At 68.8% G+C, this 15,263-nt stretch carries 12 protein-coding genes; 2 read left to right on the top strand and 10 right to left on the bottom strand.

Translation table 11 applies throughout. The features are described 5' to 3' along the window. Positions 1–129: 129 nt before the first annotated feature. The 10 genes from DKG74_RS06740 to miaB all read right to left on the bottom strand — a co-directional run bounded on the left by DKG74_RS06740 (position 130) and on the right by miaB (position 12,518). On the bottom strand, positions 130–2,052 hold the full coding sequence (locus DKG74_RS06740) for a sigma-54-dependent Fis family transcriptional regulator (protein WP_109903986.1): 1,923 nt from the start codon (positions 2,050–2,052) through the stop codon (positions 130–132). A 225-nt stretch (positions 2,053–2,277) separates the two neighbouring features. After that, complete coding sequence (gene trmB, locus DKG74_RS06745; RefSeq protein WP_109903988.1) at positions 2,278–2,994, bottom strand: tRNA (guanine(46)-N(7))-methyltransferase TrmB; 717 nt, start codon at positions 2,992–2,994, stop codon at positions 2,278–2,280. A gap of 2 nt (positions 2,995–2,996) precedes the next feature. Continuing rightward, positions 2,997–4,169 (bottom strand): methionine adenosyltransferase, encoded by a 1,173-nt coding sequence (metK, locus tag DKG74_RS06750; protein WP_109904608.1) that lies wholly within the window; start codon positions 4,167–4,169, stop codon positions 2,997–2,999. Positions 4,170–4,254: 85 nt separating this feature from the next. After that, the gene (locus DKG74_RS06755; protein WP_109903990.1) at positions 4,255–4,662 is read right to left on the bottom strand and encodes a helix-turn-helix domain-containing protein; all 408 of its coding nucleotides are present in this window, start codon (positions 4,660–4,662) and stop codon (positions 4,255–4,257) included. 83 nt (positions 4,663–4,745) lie between these two features. After that, the gene (gene lnt / locus DKG74_RS06760; protein WP_109903992.1) at positions 4,746–6,296 is read right to left on the bottom strand and encodes an apolipoprotein N-acyltransferase; all 1,551 of its coding nucleotides are present in this window, start codon (positions 6,294–6,296) and stop codon (positions 4,746–4,748) included. Positions 6,297–6,304: 8 nt separating this feature from the next. After that, positions 6,305–7,189 carry a hemolysin family protein gene (locus tag DKG74_RS06765; protein WP_109903994.1) on the bottom strand — a complete coding sequence of 295 codons (885 nt, stop codon included), beginning with the start codon at positions 7,187–7,189 and terminating at the stop codon, positions 6,305–6,307. After that, complete coding sequence (gene ybeY / locus DKG74_RS06770) at positions 7,186–7,707, bottom strand: rRNA maturation RNase YbeY (protein WP_243404062.1); 522 nt, start codon at positions 7,705–7,707, stop codon at positions 7,186–7,188. The genes DKG74_RS06765 and ybeY overlap by 4 nt, the downstream gene beginning before the upstream one ends. Continuing rightward, the gene (locus tag DKG74_RS06775; RefSeq protein WP_109903998.1) at positions 7,661–10,135 is read right to left on the bottom strand and encodes an HD family phosphohydrolase; all 2,475 of its coding nucleotides are present in this window, start codon (positions 10,133–10,135) and stop codon (positions 7,661–7,663) included. Before DKG74_RS06775 ends, ybeY begins: the two co-directional genes overlap by 47 nt. Beyond that, entirely contained in the window at positions 10,135–11,133 is a 999-nt protein-coding gene (locus DKG74_RS06780; RefSeq protein WP_109904000.1) for a PhoH family protein, read from the bottom strand. Before DKG74_RS06780 ends, DKG74_RS06775 begins: the two co-directional genes overlap by 1 nt. Positions 11,134–11,156: 23 nt before the next feature. Beyond that, positions 11,157–12,518 (bottom strand): tRNA (N6-isopentenyl adenosine(37)-C2)-methylthiotransferase MiaB, encoded by a 1,362-nt coding sequence (gene miaB, locus DKG74_RS06785; RefSeq protein ID WP_109904002.1) that lies wholly within the window; start codon positions 12,516–12,518, stop codon positions 11,157–11,159. 287 nt (positions 12,519–12,805) lie between these two features. On the opposite strand from miaB, the gene DKG74_RS06790 reads away from it, so the two are divergent. Beyond that, positions 12,806–13,597: a thioesterase family protein gene (locus DKG74_RS06790; protein ID WP_109904004.1), complete on the top strand. Its 792-nt coding sequence runs from the start codon at positions 12,806–12,808 to the stop codon at positions 13,595–13,597. A 215-nt stretch (positions 13,598–13,812) separates the two neighbouring features. Continuing rightward, complete coding sequence (locus tag DKG74_RS06795; RefSeq protein ID WP_165837566.1) at positions 13,813–15,249, top strand: DUF4153 domain-containing protein; 1,437 nt, start codon at positions 13,813–13,815, stop codon at positions 15,247–15,249. Positions 15,250–15,263 lie beyond the last annotated feature (14 nt).

Here is a 15,263-nt window from a genome sequence, read left to right on the forward strand (position 1 = left end):
TCGACAGCTGACATGCTTCATAGGGTGGAAATAAGCCTTGGACAGGACGGATTTGGCGCCTGCTTCCTACGGGCTAATTTTGCCTGCATCTGCAAAGTACATAGTTGCCATTCTTAGTGACGGGAAGGATCAGCCCCGGCCCTGGCGCGGCCGGGGAATGCCGTATTCGGCGAGGCGGACATAGAGCGTCGAACGGGCGATGCCCAGCAGGCGCGCCGCTTCCTTGCAATTGCCCCGGGTCTTTTCGAGACAGGCGATCACCGCCGCCTTCTCGATCGCGCGGAGATCGGCGCTATCGACATGGGGGGGCGTGGCCACCGCGCTGGCGGCGAATTCGCGCGGCAGATCGTCGGGGCCGATCCGGTCCCCCTTGGTCAGCACCACCAGCGTGTCGACCATGTTGCGGAGTTCCCGCACGTTGCCGGGCCAGGGATAGCGCAGCAGGAGATCGCAGGCCCGGGGGTCGATGGCGGGGGCGGGCAGGCCGAGCCGCGTGGCGGCAAGGCGCGCGAAATGTCCGGCCAGCAGCACGACGTCGTCGCCTCTTGCGCGCAGGGGCGGCACCTGGATGCGGGCAGCCGCGACCCGGTAATAGAGATCGCGGCGGAAGCGGCCGGCATCCACCTCGTCGGCGAGGTTGCGGTTGGTCATCGAGACGAGGCGCATGTCGACCGCCCGGCCCTCGTGCGCGCCGACCGGAAAGACTTCGCCGTCCTCGAGCACGCGTAACAGATAAGGTTGCAGCTCCATCGGCATCTCGCCGATCTCGTCGAGGCACAGGGTGCCGCCGTCGGAAGCGACGATCTTGCCGGTGCGGCCCTTCTCGTCGGCGCCGGTGAAGGCGCCCTTGGCGTAACCGAAGAGTTCGCTGGCGATCAGCTCGCGCGGCATCCCGCCGCAATTGACCGGAATGAAGGGGTGGCCTTCCGCCCGGCTGGCGGCATGGATGGCGCGGGCGAAGAGTTCCTTGCCGACGCCGGTCTCGCCCTCGATCAGGATCGGCAGGCCGGAGGCGGCGAGGCGGGCGGCCTTGTCGCGCTTGCGCCGCATGATCTCGCTCTCGCCCAGGATCTCGTCGAAGCCGATGCGGCGCGCCTCGCGCGGGGTCGCGATGGCGGGGGCGCCGGGCGCGGGCGCCGTCGCGGCCCGGGCCCGGCCGGGGCGGGCCATGACGACGATCGCCCCCAGGGCCTCGCCGTCCTCGCGCACGATTTCAGTGCGGGCACCCGGAACGCGCCGCTGCAGGACGTCGGGCCATTCGTCGATGGGCAGGGACCGGACGGCCGCGACCCGGTTGCCTTCGACCAGGCCGGCGCCCGGCTTGCCCGCGGCATGGACCAGGAAGCCGCGGGGATCGAGGACCAGCATGTCGTCACTGAGCCAGGCCGGGCGCCGGGCGATGAAGCGGCGGAGCAGCGCCTCGTGCCGGATGCGGATGGCGCGGTCGAGGCTTGCCGTCACCTCCTGCGCGATCGAGCCGGCGAGGGCGAGGCTCTGCGGATTGAAATGCTCGGCCGGGCCGGAAATGTCGATGATCCCCAGCAATTCGTCGTCGAGCGGATGACGGACCGGCACCGCGGCGCAGGTCCAGCGCTGCACGCCTTCGCAGAAATGCTCGTGGCCGTGGATCTGGATCGGGCGGCCTTCGGCCAGCGCGGTGCCGATGGCATTGGTGCCGATCACATCCTCGCTCCAGCGGCCGCCGCGTTCGAGATGGTTTTCGCGGCCGCTGTCGACCACGCGGGGATCGCCTTCGGTCGCGATGATCGTGCCCTTGGCATCGGTCAGCACCATCATCGCGCGCGAGGCGCCGAGAAACAGGCGCGAACGGTCGAGCGCAGCTTCGGCCGCCTTCAGCAGGGGGAGATTGTCGAGGCGATGGCGATGGACCTCGGCTTCGCTGGCGAGCGGGGCCTTGCGGTTGTCGGTCCGGATGCGAAAGGCCGACGAACGGCCCCAGGACGCGGCCACGATGCGGCGCACGTCAGACGGCGGCTTTTCCCCGGTCTGGACGAAGGCTTCCCACGCTTGCCTGACGCGGCTTACTTCCATCGCGCCCTTCTCCGAGCAGCAGACGATGTCGCATTGAAAGCTTGAGTAAGCACCTACGAACGGGGGGGCGGCACGGCCTGACGCCGGCTTGCTCTCCCGGGTGAAGTCATGCCGATTCCCTTACGGAAACCTGACATCACGACCTCAAGCTCCTCCCATTTTTGTGACGGAAAACTATCACAGTCGGGCGCGGGGCAACAATGGAATTGCACCCCGCCGCCGGCTTCAGCGCCGGCGGAAGCGCAGGTACGCGGGCTTGCGACCGGCGGCGATGGCCTTCGCCTCATAGCGGGTCGGCGGCCAGTCCTCGGTGCGGGCGCGCCAGTCGGCCGGGCCTTCCGCCATCCACTCGAAAGCACTGTGCAGGCCAACCTGGGCGAGGGTCCACTCGATGTAACCCATGATATCGCTGGCGACACGGAACTCCGCACCCGGCTTCAGCGCGCGGGCGAGCAGGTCGAGGGTTTCCTGCTGCACGAAGCGGCGCTTGTGGTGCCGGCTCTTCGGCCAGGGATCGGGGAACAGCAGGAAGGCGCGCGACAGGCTGGCCTCGGGCAGGGCGGCCAGCAGCAGGCGGGCATCGTCGGCCAGCACCCGGACATTGTCGAGCTGCCGTTCCTCGACATGGCGCAGCAGGCTGGCCATGCCGTTGACGAAAGGCTCCGCCCCGATGATGCCGACATGAGGGTGTGCTTCGGCCTGGGCGGCGAGATGCTCGCCGCCGCCGAAGCCGATCTCGAACCAGACTTCATCGACGGCGCGGGGAAACAGGTCGCGCGGATCGAGAATCTCGCCGGGCGCGGGCAGGGGCACCGCCAGCCGGGCGAGGCCGCTGTCGAGGATATCGGCCTGGCGGGCGCGCAGCTTGTGGCCGGTGCGGCGCCCGAAGACCTTCCGGCGAAGCGCCGGGGTCTCGACCGGCGCTTCGTCGTCGGTCGTCACGATCAGGCGCCGACGGCGGTCTTCAGCGCGTCGACGAGATCGAGCTTCTCCCACGAGAAGCCGCCGTCCGCGTCCGGCTCGCGGCCGAAATGGCCATAGGACGAGGTCCGGGCATAGATCGGCTTGTTCAGCTGTAGATGGGTGCGGATGCCGCGCGGCGACAGATCCATGACCTGCTGGATCGCCTTGGCCAGACGTTCCTCGTCGACGGTACCGGTGCCATGCAGATCGACATAGAGGGCGAGCGGCTTGGAGACGCCGATGGCATAGGCGACCTGCAGGGTGCAACGCTCGGCGAGGCCGGCGGCGACCACGTTCTTCGCGACATAGCGCGCGGCATAGGCGGCCGAACGGTCGACCTTGGTCGGATCCTTGCCCGAGAAGGCGCCGCCGCCATGGGGGGCCGCGCCGCCGTAAGTGTCGACGATGATCTTGCGGCCGGTCAGGCCGGCGTCGCCATCCGGGCCGCCGATGACGAATTTGCCGGTCGGGTTGACGTAAAATTCCGCCTCGGGGCACATCCAGCCCTCGGGCAGGACCGAGAGGACATGGGGGCGGACGATCTCGCGCACCTGTTCCTGGCTCAGACCCTCGTCGTGCTGGGTCGAGACGACGACCGAGGTCGCGCGCACCGGCTTGCCGTTTTCATAGGCGAGGGTGACCTGGCTCTTGGCATCGGGGCCGAGACCCGATTTCGGGTCGGCGTGGCGCACATCGGCGAGGTTCTTCAGGATGCGGTGCGAATAGACGATGGGCGCCGGCATCAGCACGTCGGTCTCGCGGCAGGCGTAGCCGAACATGATGCCCTGGTCGCCCGCGCCCTCGTCCTTGTTGCCGGCGGCATCGACGCCCACGGCGATATCGGCCGACTGGCCGTGGACGCGGCAGACCACCTCGGCGTTCTGCCAGTGGAAACCGTCCTGCTCGTAGCCGATCTCGCGGATCGCCTTGCGGGCATTCTCGATCAGGACATCGTGGGAGACCGGCGTCGCGCTGCGCACTTCACCGGCGAGGACGACGAAATTGGTCGTCGCCAGGGTCTCCACCGCGACGCGCGCCTGCGGATCGACCGACAGGAAGGTGTCGACGATCGTGTCCGAGATGCGGTCGCAAACCTTGTCCGGATGCCCTTCGGAAACAGACTCAGACGTGAAGAGATAATTCGAGCGCGCCACAATCGACTCCCAGTAACGGCTTGTCCGGTCCAAGGACATTCCGGCCCTGACCAATGGGTGTTTTTGGCAGGGCGGGCGCTGCCGGTCAAGCCGTCGTCGAGGGCTTCGTGGTCTCGGCGAGGGTCCGAATCAGGTCGATCACCTTGCGGCGCAGCTTGGCGTCGTCGATCTCGTAATAGGCCTTGAGGAGGTCGATGGATTCCTTGCGGCTCAACTGCTCGTGCTCGAAAGCGGCGGCCGGCGGCTCCGACAAGCCGTCGTGAGCCTCGAGATCGCCCTCGTAACCGTCGAAGAAATAGGAAATCGGAACGTCCAGCACTTCGGCGATGCGATGCAGTTTGGAGGCCGAAACCCGGTTGGCGCCGCGTTCGTATTTCTGCACCTGCTGGAAGGTCAGCTCCAGCGCCTCGCCCAGCTTTTCCTGGCTCATGCCGATCAGCTGACGGCGCAGCTTGACCCTGGCACCGACATACACATCGACGGGATTGGCCATAACGACTCCGAATATGAACAGCGGCGCGCACTTAGATTGCGCCAAAAAATCATATTCCTGTATGCCGCTGACAGTCGGGTCGGTCAAGCCGTGATACGGCGAATTGTCATGCTCGATGCAAGGAAAAGTGCAGCCAATCCCAAGGCGATGGCAATGCCGAAGCGGGCGAAGGGGGTCGGCGCGAGGGGTGCCGGCAGGGTGCCGTCGATCACCCCGGCAACGCCCAGCGGCAAGGCTTGTTCGACACGGCCGAAGGGGTCGACGAGGGCGGAAATCCCGGTGTTGGCGGCACGCGCCAGCGGCAGGCCCTGTTCGATCGCGCGCAACCGTGCTTGTGCCAGATGCTGGGGCGGTCCGCTCGATGTGCCGAACCAGGCGTCGTTGGTCACATTGACCAGCCAGTCCGGCCGCGCGTCGAGGGCGAAGCCGGCCTCCGGGAAGATGGCTTCATAGCAGATCAGCGGCAGCGGCATGGGTAATCCCGGCAGATGCAGCGCGACAGGCCCCGCGCCGGCCGAGAAGTCGACGGCGCCGACCGCGAGCTTGTCGAGCCCGATCAGGCCAAGCAGCCCGCGCATCGGCAGATATTCGCCGAAGGGCACCAGATGATGCTTGTCATAGGTGGCGAGCAGCCTGCCGTCGCCCGCGATGGCGTGAAGGCTGTTCCAGGCCCGAAGCCCGTTCGCCGCATCCTCTTCGACCCGGACCGCGCCGATCAGCGCGACGCCGTCCGCGGGCACGAGGCCGCCCAGCAACTCGGGCAGTTTCGGGTCGATGTCGAGCCGGTAGGGCAGCGCGGTCTCGGGCCAGATCACGACGCGGGGCGGCACGCCATCCTTTGTCGGCCGGCGCGACAGGTCGAGGTGACGGTTCAGGTTGCCGATCAGTGCCGCGGGCGAGTGCTTCTGTTGCTGGTCGATATTGCCCTGCACGAGACGGATCGTCACCGCCGGTTCGTGGCGCGGCGCCGGCCCGTCCGGCAGACGCGCGTAACCGAAGGCAAGGCAGCCGGCGACGATGCCGAGAGCAAGGGCGAAGGCGGCGGCCCGGCCTGCCGCCGGCCGCGGCAGAAGCGCGGGCAGGCCGGCGACGAGGGCGGTCACGCCGCCAAGGCCAAGACTGCCGGCGAGGGCGGCACCCTGCGCCATCACCGGGGTCTCGATCCAGATCGCGGCCAGCGGGTTCCACGGAAAGCCGGTCAGGACATGGCCGCGGGCATATTCGCCGAGCACCCAGCAGCCGGCGAGGGCGAGCACCAGCGCGGGGCCACGCCGGCCGATCCGGTAGGCGAGGGCGGCGGCGGCGGCGGGGAACAGGGCAAAGACGATGGGCAGGCCGAGGTCGGCGAAGGGCAGCAGCCAGGCGAAACGCTCGGGATCGACCAGCAGGGCGATGCCGATCCAATAGAGCCCGGCGACGAAATGGCCATAGGCCCACCACCAGCCGGCAAAGAAGGCACGCCGCGTCGATCCCGCCCCTTCGAGCAGGAGGACGAGCACGGGAAAGCCGACGAACAGCGCCGGCCACAGGCCGAGCGGCGGCATCGCCAGGGTGGAAATCGCGCCGGCCAGAAAGGCGACGAGCGCGCGCCGCCAGCCGGAAAGGCCGGCGATACCCTGTGCGATGCGATCCATGATCGGTGTCAGTCCTCGACCGCGTCGGGGGCGATGTGGCGATAGATGCGCAAACGCCGCACCGTGCGCGGATCGGCGTCGACAACTTCGAAATCGAGCCCGTCACCGAGGGCGATGCGCTCGCCCGCCTCGGGCACGCGGCCGGCGAGGGAGACGAGAAGGCCGCCGATGGTGTCGATTTCCTCCTCGAGGTCGTCGGGCACCAGATGCTGGCCGAGCGCGGCCTCGACATCCTCGATCGTGGCGCGAGCATCGGCGTCGAGCACGCCGTCGGCGCCGACGGTGAACAGCGGGCCTTCGTGCTCGTCGTGTTCGTCCTCGATATCGCCGACGATTTCCTCGACCAGATCCTCGATGGTGACGAGGCCGTCGGTGCCGCCATATTCGTCGATGACGATGGCGAGATGCGACCGCTCGGCCTGGATGCGGGCCAGCACCTCGCGCAGGGACAGGGACGGCGGCACGAAGAGCACGCGGCGCAGGATGGTGGCGAGGCTGAACGGCTCCCGCCCGGCCCAGAAGCGCAGCACGTCACGGACATGGACCATGCCGACGACGTCGTCGAGCGATTCGCCATAGACGACGAGGCGGGAATGGCCGCTTTCGAGGAAGGTCTCGATCAGCTTGTCGAGGCCGATGCTCTCCGGCACGGCATAGATGTCGGCGCGCGGCACCATGACGTCGTCGACCGACATTTCGCCGAATTCGAGCAGGTTGCGGATCATCTCCCGCTCGCCCTCGTCGGGCGTGTGGTGAGCCGCTTCCTCGTGCTCGTCGATGATATCCTCGAGGCTGGCGCGCAAGGACTGCTCGGGCTTGCCCCGGGCGAGGCCGCGCAGCCAGGACATGAAGCCGGCGCTGTCGCGGGGCGAGCGGCTGCTGCTGTCGGTCATGCCCGGGTCTCCCCATAGGGATCGGCCCCATAGGGATCGGGGATGCCAAGGCCGGCGAGCACCATGGTTTCCAGAGCCTCCATTTCCTCCGCCTCGGCATCCTCCTCGTGATCGTAGCCGAGCAGGTGGAGAACACCGTGCACGACGAGGTGGCGGGCATGATCGGCCAGCGGCTTGCCCTGTTCCTCCGCTTCGACGCGGCAGGTCTCGAAGGCCAGGATGATGTCGCCGAGGGGGCGCGGGGCCTCCGGCGGCAGCAGGGCGGCCATGGCACCTTCGAGGCCCGGGAAGGACAGCACGTTGGTCGGCTTGTCCTTGCCGCGCCAGTCCCGGTTCAGGTCGCGAACCTCCGCGTCATCGCTCAGGGTGATGGCGATTTCGGCCGGGCCAGTCGCGCCGGACAGCGCGGCGCAGCGCGCGGCGCCGGCGGCGAAGGCGGCCCTGGCGGCCGGAGGCAACAGTTTGCGCAGATCAGGAAGCGCGGATGTCCAGTCCCGGCACGCCGTCCGCAGGCTGATCCTGGGACGCGGTCGGGACCGCTGTTGGCTGGGCTCCGGCGGGGGACTGGCCTTCGCTGATCGGCGTCGGCTCCGCTGGGCGGGGGCGTGATGGCTCGCCCTGGGCGGTGTTGGCGTCGTCATGGCGGCGTTCCGGGGTCGGCTCCTTCTTGGTCGGCAGGGGGGGATATTCGATGCGGGTGTGATAGACGCCGAGGGTCAGCACCCGGACGAAGGCGGCCTCGACCGTGGCGAGATCCTTCATGGTCAGGGCGCAGTCGTCCAGCTGGTGGTCGGCGATCTTCTCGGAAATCACGCGGGCCACGCGCTCGCGCACGTCGGCGGGCTTGGGGTCCTTCAGGGCGCGGGTCGCCGCCTCGACCGTGTCGGCCAGCATCAGGATGCCGGATTCCTTGGTCATGGGGCGGGGGCCGGGATAGCGGAATTCGGCCTCGTTCACCGCTTCGCCCGTGGTCTTCGCGCGCTCGACCGCGCGCTGGTAGAAGACGCGCAGCAGGGTGGTGCCCTGATGCTGGGTCACGGCGTCGAGGACGGGACGGCCCAGCCGGTGCTTGCGGGCGATGTCGATGCCATCCTTGATATGGGCGAAGATGATGCGGGCGGACAATTCGGGCGGCAACCGGTCGTGGACATTGCTGCCGCGCTGGTTCTCGGCGAAATAGCTCGGCCGCTCCATCTTGCCCAGATCGTGATACAGGGCCATGACACGGGCCTGCAGGCCGTTGGCGCCGATCGCCTCGGCCGCGCTTTCGGCCAGATTGGCCATCATCACCGAATGGTAGTAAGTCCCGGGCGAGCGCAGGGCGAGCTGCTTCAAGAGCGGATTGTCGGCCGAAGCGAGCTCGAGCAGGCGCATGTCCGTCGTCTCGTCGAACAGCCATTCGAGAAGGGGCAGGCCGGCGGTGGTGAAGGCCGAGATCAGCAGCGTGCCGACGATGCCGGCGACGGCGGCGCCGACGAAATAGGAAATCTCGTCCGGCGGCACGGTGGTGTCGAGCACGACCATGATCGGCACGAGGACGAGCTGGGCCCCGGCGATGGTCAGGCCGACCTTCAGGATGTCGGAACGGCGCCGGCCGCGCCGCGCGGTCATGCCGGCGGCGAGCACGCCGACCAGATAATGCGCCAGCACCCAGATGTCGCCGCCCACCCGGTAAGCCATCAGAAGGGCAAGGCTGACGCCGACGAGAAGGCTGGTCCGCGTGTCGATGACGAGGGCGACGATCACCGTCGCGAGGGCGACCGGCGGCAGGAAGGCGGCGGCATCGGCCGGCACACCGAGGCCGGCGGCGACGCCCCGGCCGGCATACCAGCTGGCGACGCCGACGATCGAGGTGCCGAGGACGACGGCGAGGGTGATGTAGATCTGCTTGCGGCCAAGGAAGGAGGTCGCGCGGCGGACGCGGAAGAAGCTGCCGGCGAGCAGCGTGAGCCCGAGGATGAGGGCGCCGACCGCCAGCGTCTCGCCGATCACGGAACGCTGGGCGCCGCCTTCGTTCAGGAGGCGCAGGCGGTCCTGGGCCGATTTGGTCACCCGGTCGCCCTCGCGGATGACGACTTCGCCGATGGCGAGGCGGACCACCACCGGCTCGACCGCGGCGACCGCCTTGTCGCGTAAGGAGGCGGTCAGGACGGGATCGGGCATCAGGTTGGGCGCGGTCAGGGCCAGCGCGGTCTCGAGCACGAAGGTGCGGGCGACCCGCGCCGTGCCATAGGGCGCATCGCCCGAGCGGGCCTGCATCAGGCGGCGGAACTGGGCAAGGTCAAGGACGCCGGCGACCAGCGCCTTGTCCATCCGCTTGCCGTCGGGGTCGGAGACCTGGATCGGCCCTTCCGGCGGCAGGTCCATCCGGTCGGCGATGATCATCCGGTCGATGCCGAGATTGAGCAGATAGGAAATGGCGGCGGTCAGGTCCGCCGGATTGTCGATCTTCTCGATGACGTCGAAGGCGGCCTGGGAGACCGGGCGGCCGATCGCCTCCTGAAAGGCGGCGCGGCGCTGGGCGGGGGCCAGGGTCATGTCCTTCGCCCGTTCGGCCATGGCCTCGACCGCGGTCGCGACCTGCTTCGACAGGGTCAGGTAGAGGTCGGGGGCGTAGGTATAGACCGGCAGGCTGGACGAGGCGGCGACGGCGCGCCGCGCCTCGGTCGCGGCCTTGTCCTCGACCGCGACGGCGCGTTCGGCCCGGACGGTTTCGGAGGCGATGGAATCGAGCGGCGGTATGGGCCGCACCGACTGGCCGACGGGGGCGAAGACGAAGGTCAGCGCGATGATCACCGCCGCGAACAGTGGCGAATCGAGCCAGGGCCGCCAGCGGGTCCAGCGATCCTCGGCCAGGGCGCGGATCGCCGTCGCCGACAGAAGGGCGCGGGCGCGTTGCAGGTCCGAGGCGTCGGTCTCGGCGGCCGGGGGGATGGCGGCGGCCATCAGCGTCCCGCCTCTTCGCGCAGGCGATAGGCCCGCACGATCTTGGTCACCAGCGGGTGGCGCACCACGTCGTTTTCGCCGAAGCGACAGAAACCGATGCCGGGCACGCCTTCCAGGGTCTCGATCGCCTCGGTCAGGCCGGAGCGGACGCCGGGCGGCAGGTCGATCTGGCTGGGGTCGCCGGTCACCGCCATGCGGCCGTTCTCGCCCAGCCGGGTCAGGAACATCTTCATCTGGCCGGCGGTGGTGTTCTGCGCCTCGTCGAGAATGACGAAGGAATTGGCCAGCGTCCGCCCGCGCATGAAGGCGAGGGGGGCGATCTCGATCTCCCCGGTCTCCAGCCGGCGCGCGACCTCGCCCTGGGGCATCATGTCGTAGAGCGCGTCATAGAGCGGGCGAAGGTAGGGATCGACCTTTTCCTTCATGTCGCCGGGCAGGAAGCCCAGCCGCTCCCCGGCCTCGACCGCGGGGCGGGACAGCACCAGCCGGTCGACCCGGCGGTCCAGCAGCATGGCGACGGCGACGGCGACCGCCATATAGGTCTTGCCGGTGCCGGCGGGACCGAGGCCGAACACGAGTTCGTTGCGGCCGAGGGCATCGAGATAGGCGGCCTGCGCCGCCGAGCGGGCGAGGATGGTGCGCCGTCCGGTGCGGATGCCGGGAATGGGCGCGGGGCCTTCCGCCTCGCCGCCCGCCGCCGCTTCAGCGAGGCGGATCGCGCCGTCGACATCGCCGGGGCCGATGTCGTGGCCGGCTTCGAGCCGCTTGTAGAGATCGCGCAGGGCGTGGCGGGCGACACCCGCCGCCGCGACGTCGCCCGAGATGGCGATGCGATTGCCGCGCGACGAGACCGAGACGCCGAGCGCACGTTCGACCCGCGCGAGATGCACGTCGTGCTCGCCGAACAGGCGCGGCAGCAGCCGGTTGTCCGGGAAATCGAGAACCACGGGGCGGCGGGACGGATCGCCGCCGGCCGGATCGTTGCGGGGGGTTGCCATGGCGGGGCGGGGGGCGCGGCTCTTCAGGCTGCCGCCTCGGCCGGGTCGGCCGCGAGACGCCCGCCCAGGGAATTGGGATGGGCCGATTCGATGGTGACGTCGAGGATGCGGCCGGACAGGGCCGCCGGCACCTCGGCATGGACCGCCTGCATATAGGGGCTGCGGCCGATCAGCTGGCCTTCGTGGCGGCCGGGACGGTCGAACAGCACAGGCATTGTGCGGCCGATGCAGCTGTCGTTGAAGCGGCGCTGGCCGTCGGCGATCACCGCCTGCAAGCGGGCGAGCCGTTCCGACTTCACCTCTTCCGACAGGGAATCCGCCATCATGCTGGCGGGCGTGCCGGGGCGCGGGCTGTATTTGAAGCTATAGGCCTGGGCGAAGCCGATCTCGGCCGCGAGGTCGAGGGTGGCCTGGAATTCCTTCTCGCTCTCGCCCGGGAAGCCGACGATGAAATCGGACGACAGGGCCAGATCGGGCCGCGCCTGGCGCAGCCGCTCCACCAGCCGGCGATAGTCGGCGGCGGTATGGCGGCGGTTCATGGCCTCGAGAATGCGGTCGGAGCCCGATTGCACCGGCAGATGCAGGAAAGGCATCAGGGCCGGCAGCGTGCCATGGGCGGCGATCAATTCGTCGTCCATGTCGCGCGGGTGCGAGGTCGTATAGCGGATGCGGGCGATGCCCGGCACGTCCGCCAGCGCATGGGCGAGGCGGCCCAGCGACCAGGGCGCGCCGCCATCCGGCGCCTCGCCGTGATAGGCGTTCACATTCTGGCCCAGCAGGGTGATTTCCTGCGCGCCGAGCCGGGCGAGATGGGCGGCTTCCGCCAGCACCGCGGCGACCGGGCGCGAGGTTTCGGCGCCCCGCGTATAGGGCACGACGCAGAAGGTGCAGAATTTGTCGCAGCCTTCCTGAATGGTCAGGAAGGCGGCGGTGCCTTCGACCCGGCTCTGTTGCGGCAGATGGTCGAATTTGGACTCGGCCGGGAATTCGGTGTCCAGCGCCTCGCCCTTGCTGCGATGGGCGCGGGCGATCAGCTCGGGCAGGCGGTGATAGGCCTGCGGCCCGACGACGAGATCGACCGCCGGGGCCCGGCGCATGATTTCCTCGCCCTCGGCCTGGGCGGTGCAGCCGGCGACGGCGATGGTCAGCGGGGCGCCGCCCGCGGCCACCCGCTCGGCCCGCAGGTTGCGCAGGCGCCCGACGTCGGAATAGACCTTCTCGCCCGCCTTCTCGCGGATATGGCAGGTGTTCAGGATGACGAGATCGGCCTCGGCCGCGTCTTCCGTGGTGGCATAGCCGAGCGGGGCCAGAAGATCAGCCATACGACCGCTGTCGTAGACGTTCATCTGGCAACCATAGGTCTTGATACAAAGCTTCTTGGCCACCGAGAGCCCGCTTCCTGCGCAAATCCCGCTGGCGACATGCCGCGGCCTGTTCCTGCCGTCGGCCCTGCCGGCCAAATTCTGTGCGGGGCGTAATCCAACAGCCCTAACCAATAAGAACGCGGGGGCCAAGAGTCAAGGTTGCGCCCCTTTCCGCCCGGGAAATGGACGTGATTCCCGGGGAAAATCGCGTCCTTCGGTGGGGGTTCGGCGTTGCTGGCGGGGGCTGGCCGGGCGGCGGGCCATGGCTTATGGTTCGGGCAACGAATTATATCGAACAAAGGTCGGGGATGACGCCGTTTACCGAAGTGCTGGCCGGGATCGCCCGGGTGGGCAGCGATTTTTCCGTGTCCCTCACCGAGGACTGGCTGCAGGGGCGGACACTCTATGGCGGCGCTTCGGCGGCCCTGTGCACCGAGGCGGCCCTGCGCGCCTTCGACGGCTTGCCACCCTTGCGGTCCGCCCAGTTCGCCTTCATCGGTCCTGCCTCCGGTCCCCTGCTGATCAAGCCGGAGGTGCTGCGCCGTGGCCGCTCGGCGACTTTCGTCGGGGTCGATCTGGTCGGCGATGCCGGTCTCGCCACGCGGGCCTTGCTGTGCTTCGGCGCCATCCGGGAATCGTCGGTCGATTTCGCCCATGTCCCCATGCCGGAGGCGCCCGCGCCCGAGACCTGCCGGGATTTCTTCCGGGGCGGCTTCCGGCCCAATTTCGCCCATCACTTCGACATGCTGGACGCCGGCGGCGCCCCGCCCTTCTCGATGGCGGAAGTCCCGGAATATAAAGTGTGGCTGCGCCACAAGGACCGGCAGACGCCGAACGACATCACCGCCCTGATCGCCCTCGCCGACGCGCCGCCGCCGGCCGCCATGGTGCGTTTCCCCAGCTTCGGCCCGATCAGTTCCATGACCTGGTCGATCGAGGTCCTGAACGAGCGGGCGGCGGGCGAAGACGACGGCTGGCGGCTGGAAACCAGCCTGGCCGAGACCGTCACCCATGGCTATTCCAGCCAGTCGATGAAGACCTGGGCGGCCGACGGCACGCCACTGCTGGTCAGCCGGCAGACCGTGGCCGTCTTCGTCTAGATCGCCTCCTCCTTCTGCCTCGTCATGCCGGCGAAGACCGGCATCTCGCGCAGGAAGGGGCGCCTTCTTACCCCAAGGTCCCGGCCTGCGCCGGGACGACGAGGCCTCTGGACTCGGCCTGCACCGTTTCTGCACGGCCCGGACATGGCATGCGCAAGGGATGCCGATCACCCCTCCGCCGCCGGACGGCAGTCTGGCGGGCAGGAGGTGTCCTCATGCCGATCCGTCATCTGTTCCGTACCAAGGTTTTCCTTATCCTCGCGCTTGTCGTCGCGGGCGATTTCCTGCTCCACCGCTGGCCGGGGGTCTACTGGGGCGCCTTCGGGCTGCTGCTGGTTGCCGCCCTCGCCTTCGCGCGGCCGGTGGTGCTGCGCCATGGCGCGGCGCGGGTCGCCCTCGGCCTTGCCGCGCTCTATGCCTTGTCCATGATCGAGGAAATTCAGCTGCTGGGTGTGCTGCTGTTCCTCGCCTTCCTGACGGCGGCGGCTTTGCTGCCCCGCGCTGCCCGCTTCGACAATGCGCTGGCTTGGGGATTTCGCGTGATCGGGGCCGTTGTAACCTCGCCTTGGGGCCCGCTGCGCGACTTCATCCTGTGGCTGCGGGCGTTCGATCGCCGGCCGCCCCGGGCTCTCGGCCGATGGCTGGGCATCCTCGCCTTGCCCGTGGTCGGCGGACTGATTTTCATCGCCCTGTTCGCCTCGGCCAATCCGCTGGTCGAACAGGGGCTGGCGCAGCTTGATCCCCGGCAGTGGCTTGTCGCGCTCTCGGGCGAACGGATGTCCGACTGGGGTTTGATGCTGATTCTGGCGACCGCGCTGCTGCGGCCGCAACGCTGGCGCCTGCGCCGTCGGCGGGTCACACGGCGGGTTCTCGCGTTGCCGGGTGTCACCGTTGCCTCGGTCGGCGCTTCGCTCGTCGTCTTCAACCTCATCTTCGCGGTCGAGAATGGTCTCGACCTTGCCTTCCTGTGGTCCGGTGCGGGCCTTCCGGAAGGCGTGACCCTGGCCGCATATGCCCATCGCGGCACCTATCCGCTGATCGTCACCGCCCTGCTGGCCGGGGCTTTCGTCATCGTCACACTGCGCCCCGGATCGGCCACCGCGAATTCGGTCTGGCTGCGCCGGCTGGTGGTGCTCTGGACTGGGCAGAACCTGGTCCTGGTCGCCTCCAGCGTCCGCCGCACCCTAGATTACATCGACGCCTACGACATGACCGAGATGCGCTTCGCCGCCCTTCTGTGGATGGCGCTGGTCGCCTTTGGCTTGTTCCTCATCTGCTGGCGGCTGCTGACCGGGCGCAGCACCCGGTGGCTGATCAATAGCAATGCCCTCGCGGCCGGCATCGTGGTCACCACATGTGTCTTCATCGTCGATCCCGCCATGGTCGCCGCCGAATGGAATCTGGCCCGGGCCGCCGGAAACAGCGCGGACGAGCAGAACGACTGGTGTTATTTGCGCCATCTCGGCTCGGCCGCGCTGGTGCCGGCGATCCGTCTCGAACAGACGACCGAGGATCCGGAACTCAAGGCAGCCGCGGCCAACCTTCGCGACCGCCTGATGGTCGCGCTCGAGCGCGATCAATCCAGCGAACGCTGGAGCTTCCGGGGTGCGCGGCGGCTGGCGGCGGCGCGGGCGCTGCTCGGCCGGGATTGACCGCGCGGGGCCGA

It is taken from the genome of Zavarzinia aquatilis (genome assembly GCF_003173035.1).
Taxonomy (GTDB): Bacteria; Pseudomonadota; Alphaproteobacteria; order Zavarziniales; family Zavarziniaceae; genus Zavarzinia; species Zavarzinia aquatilis.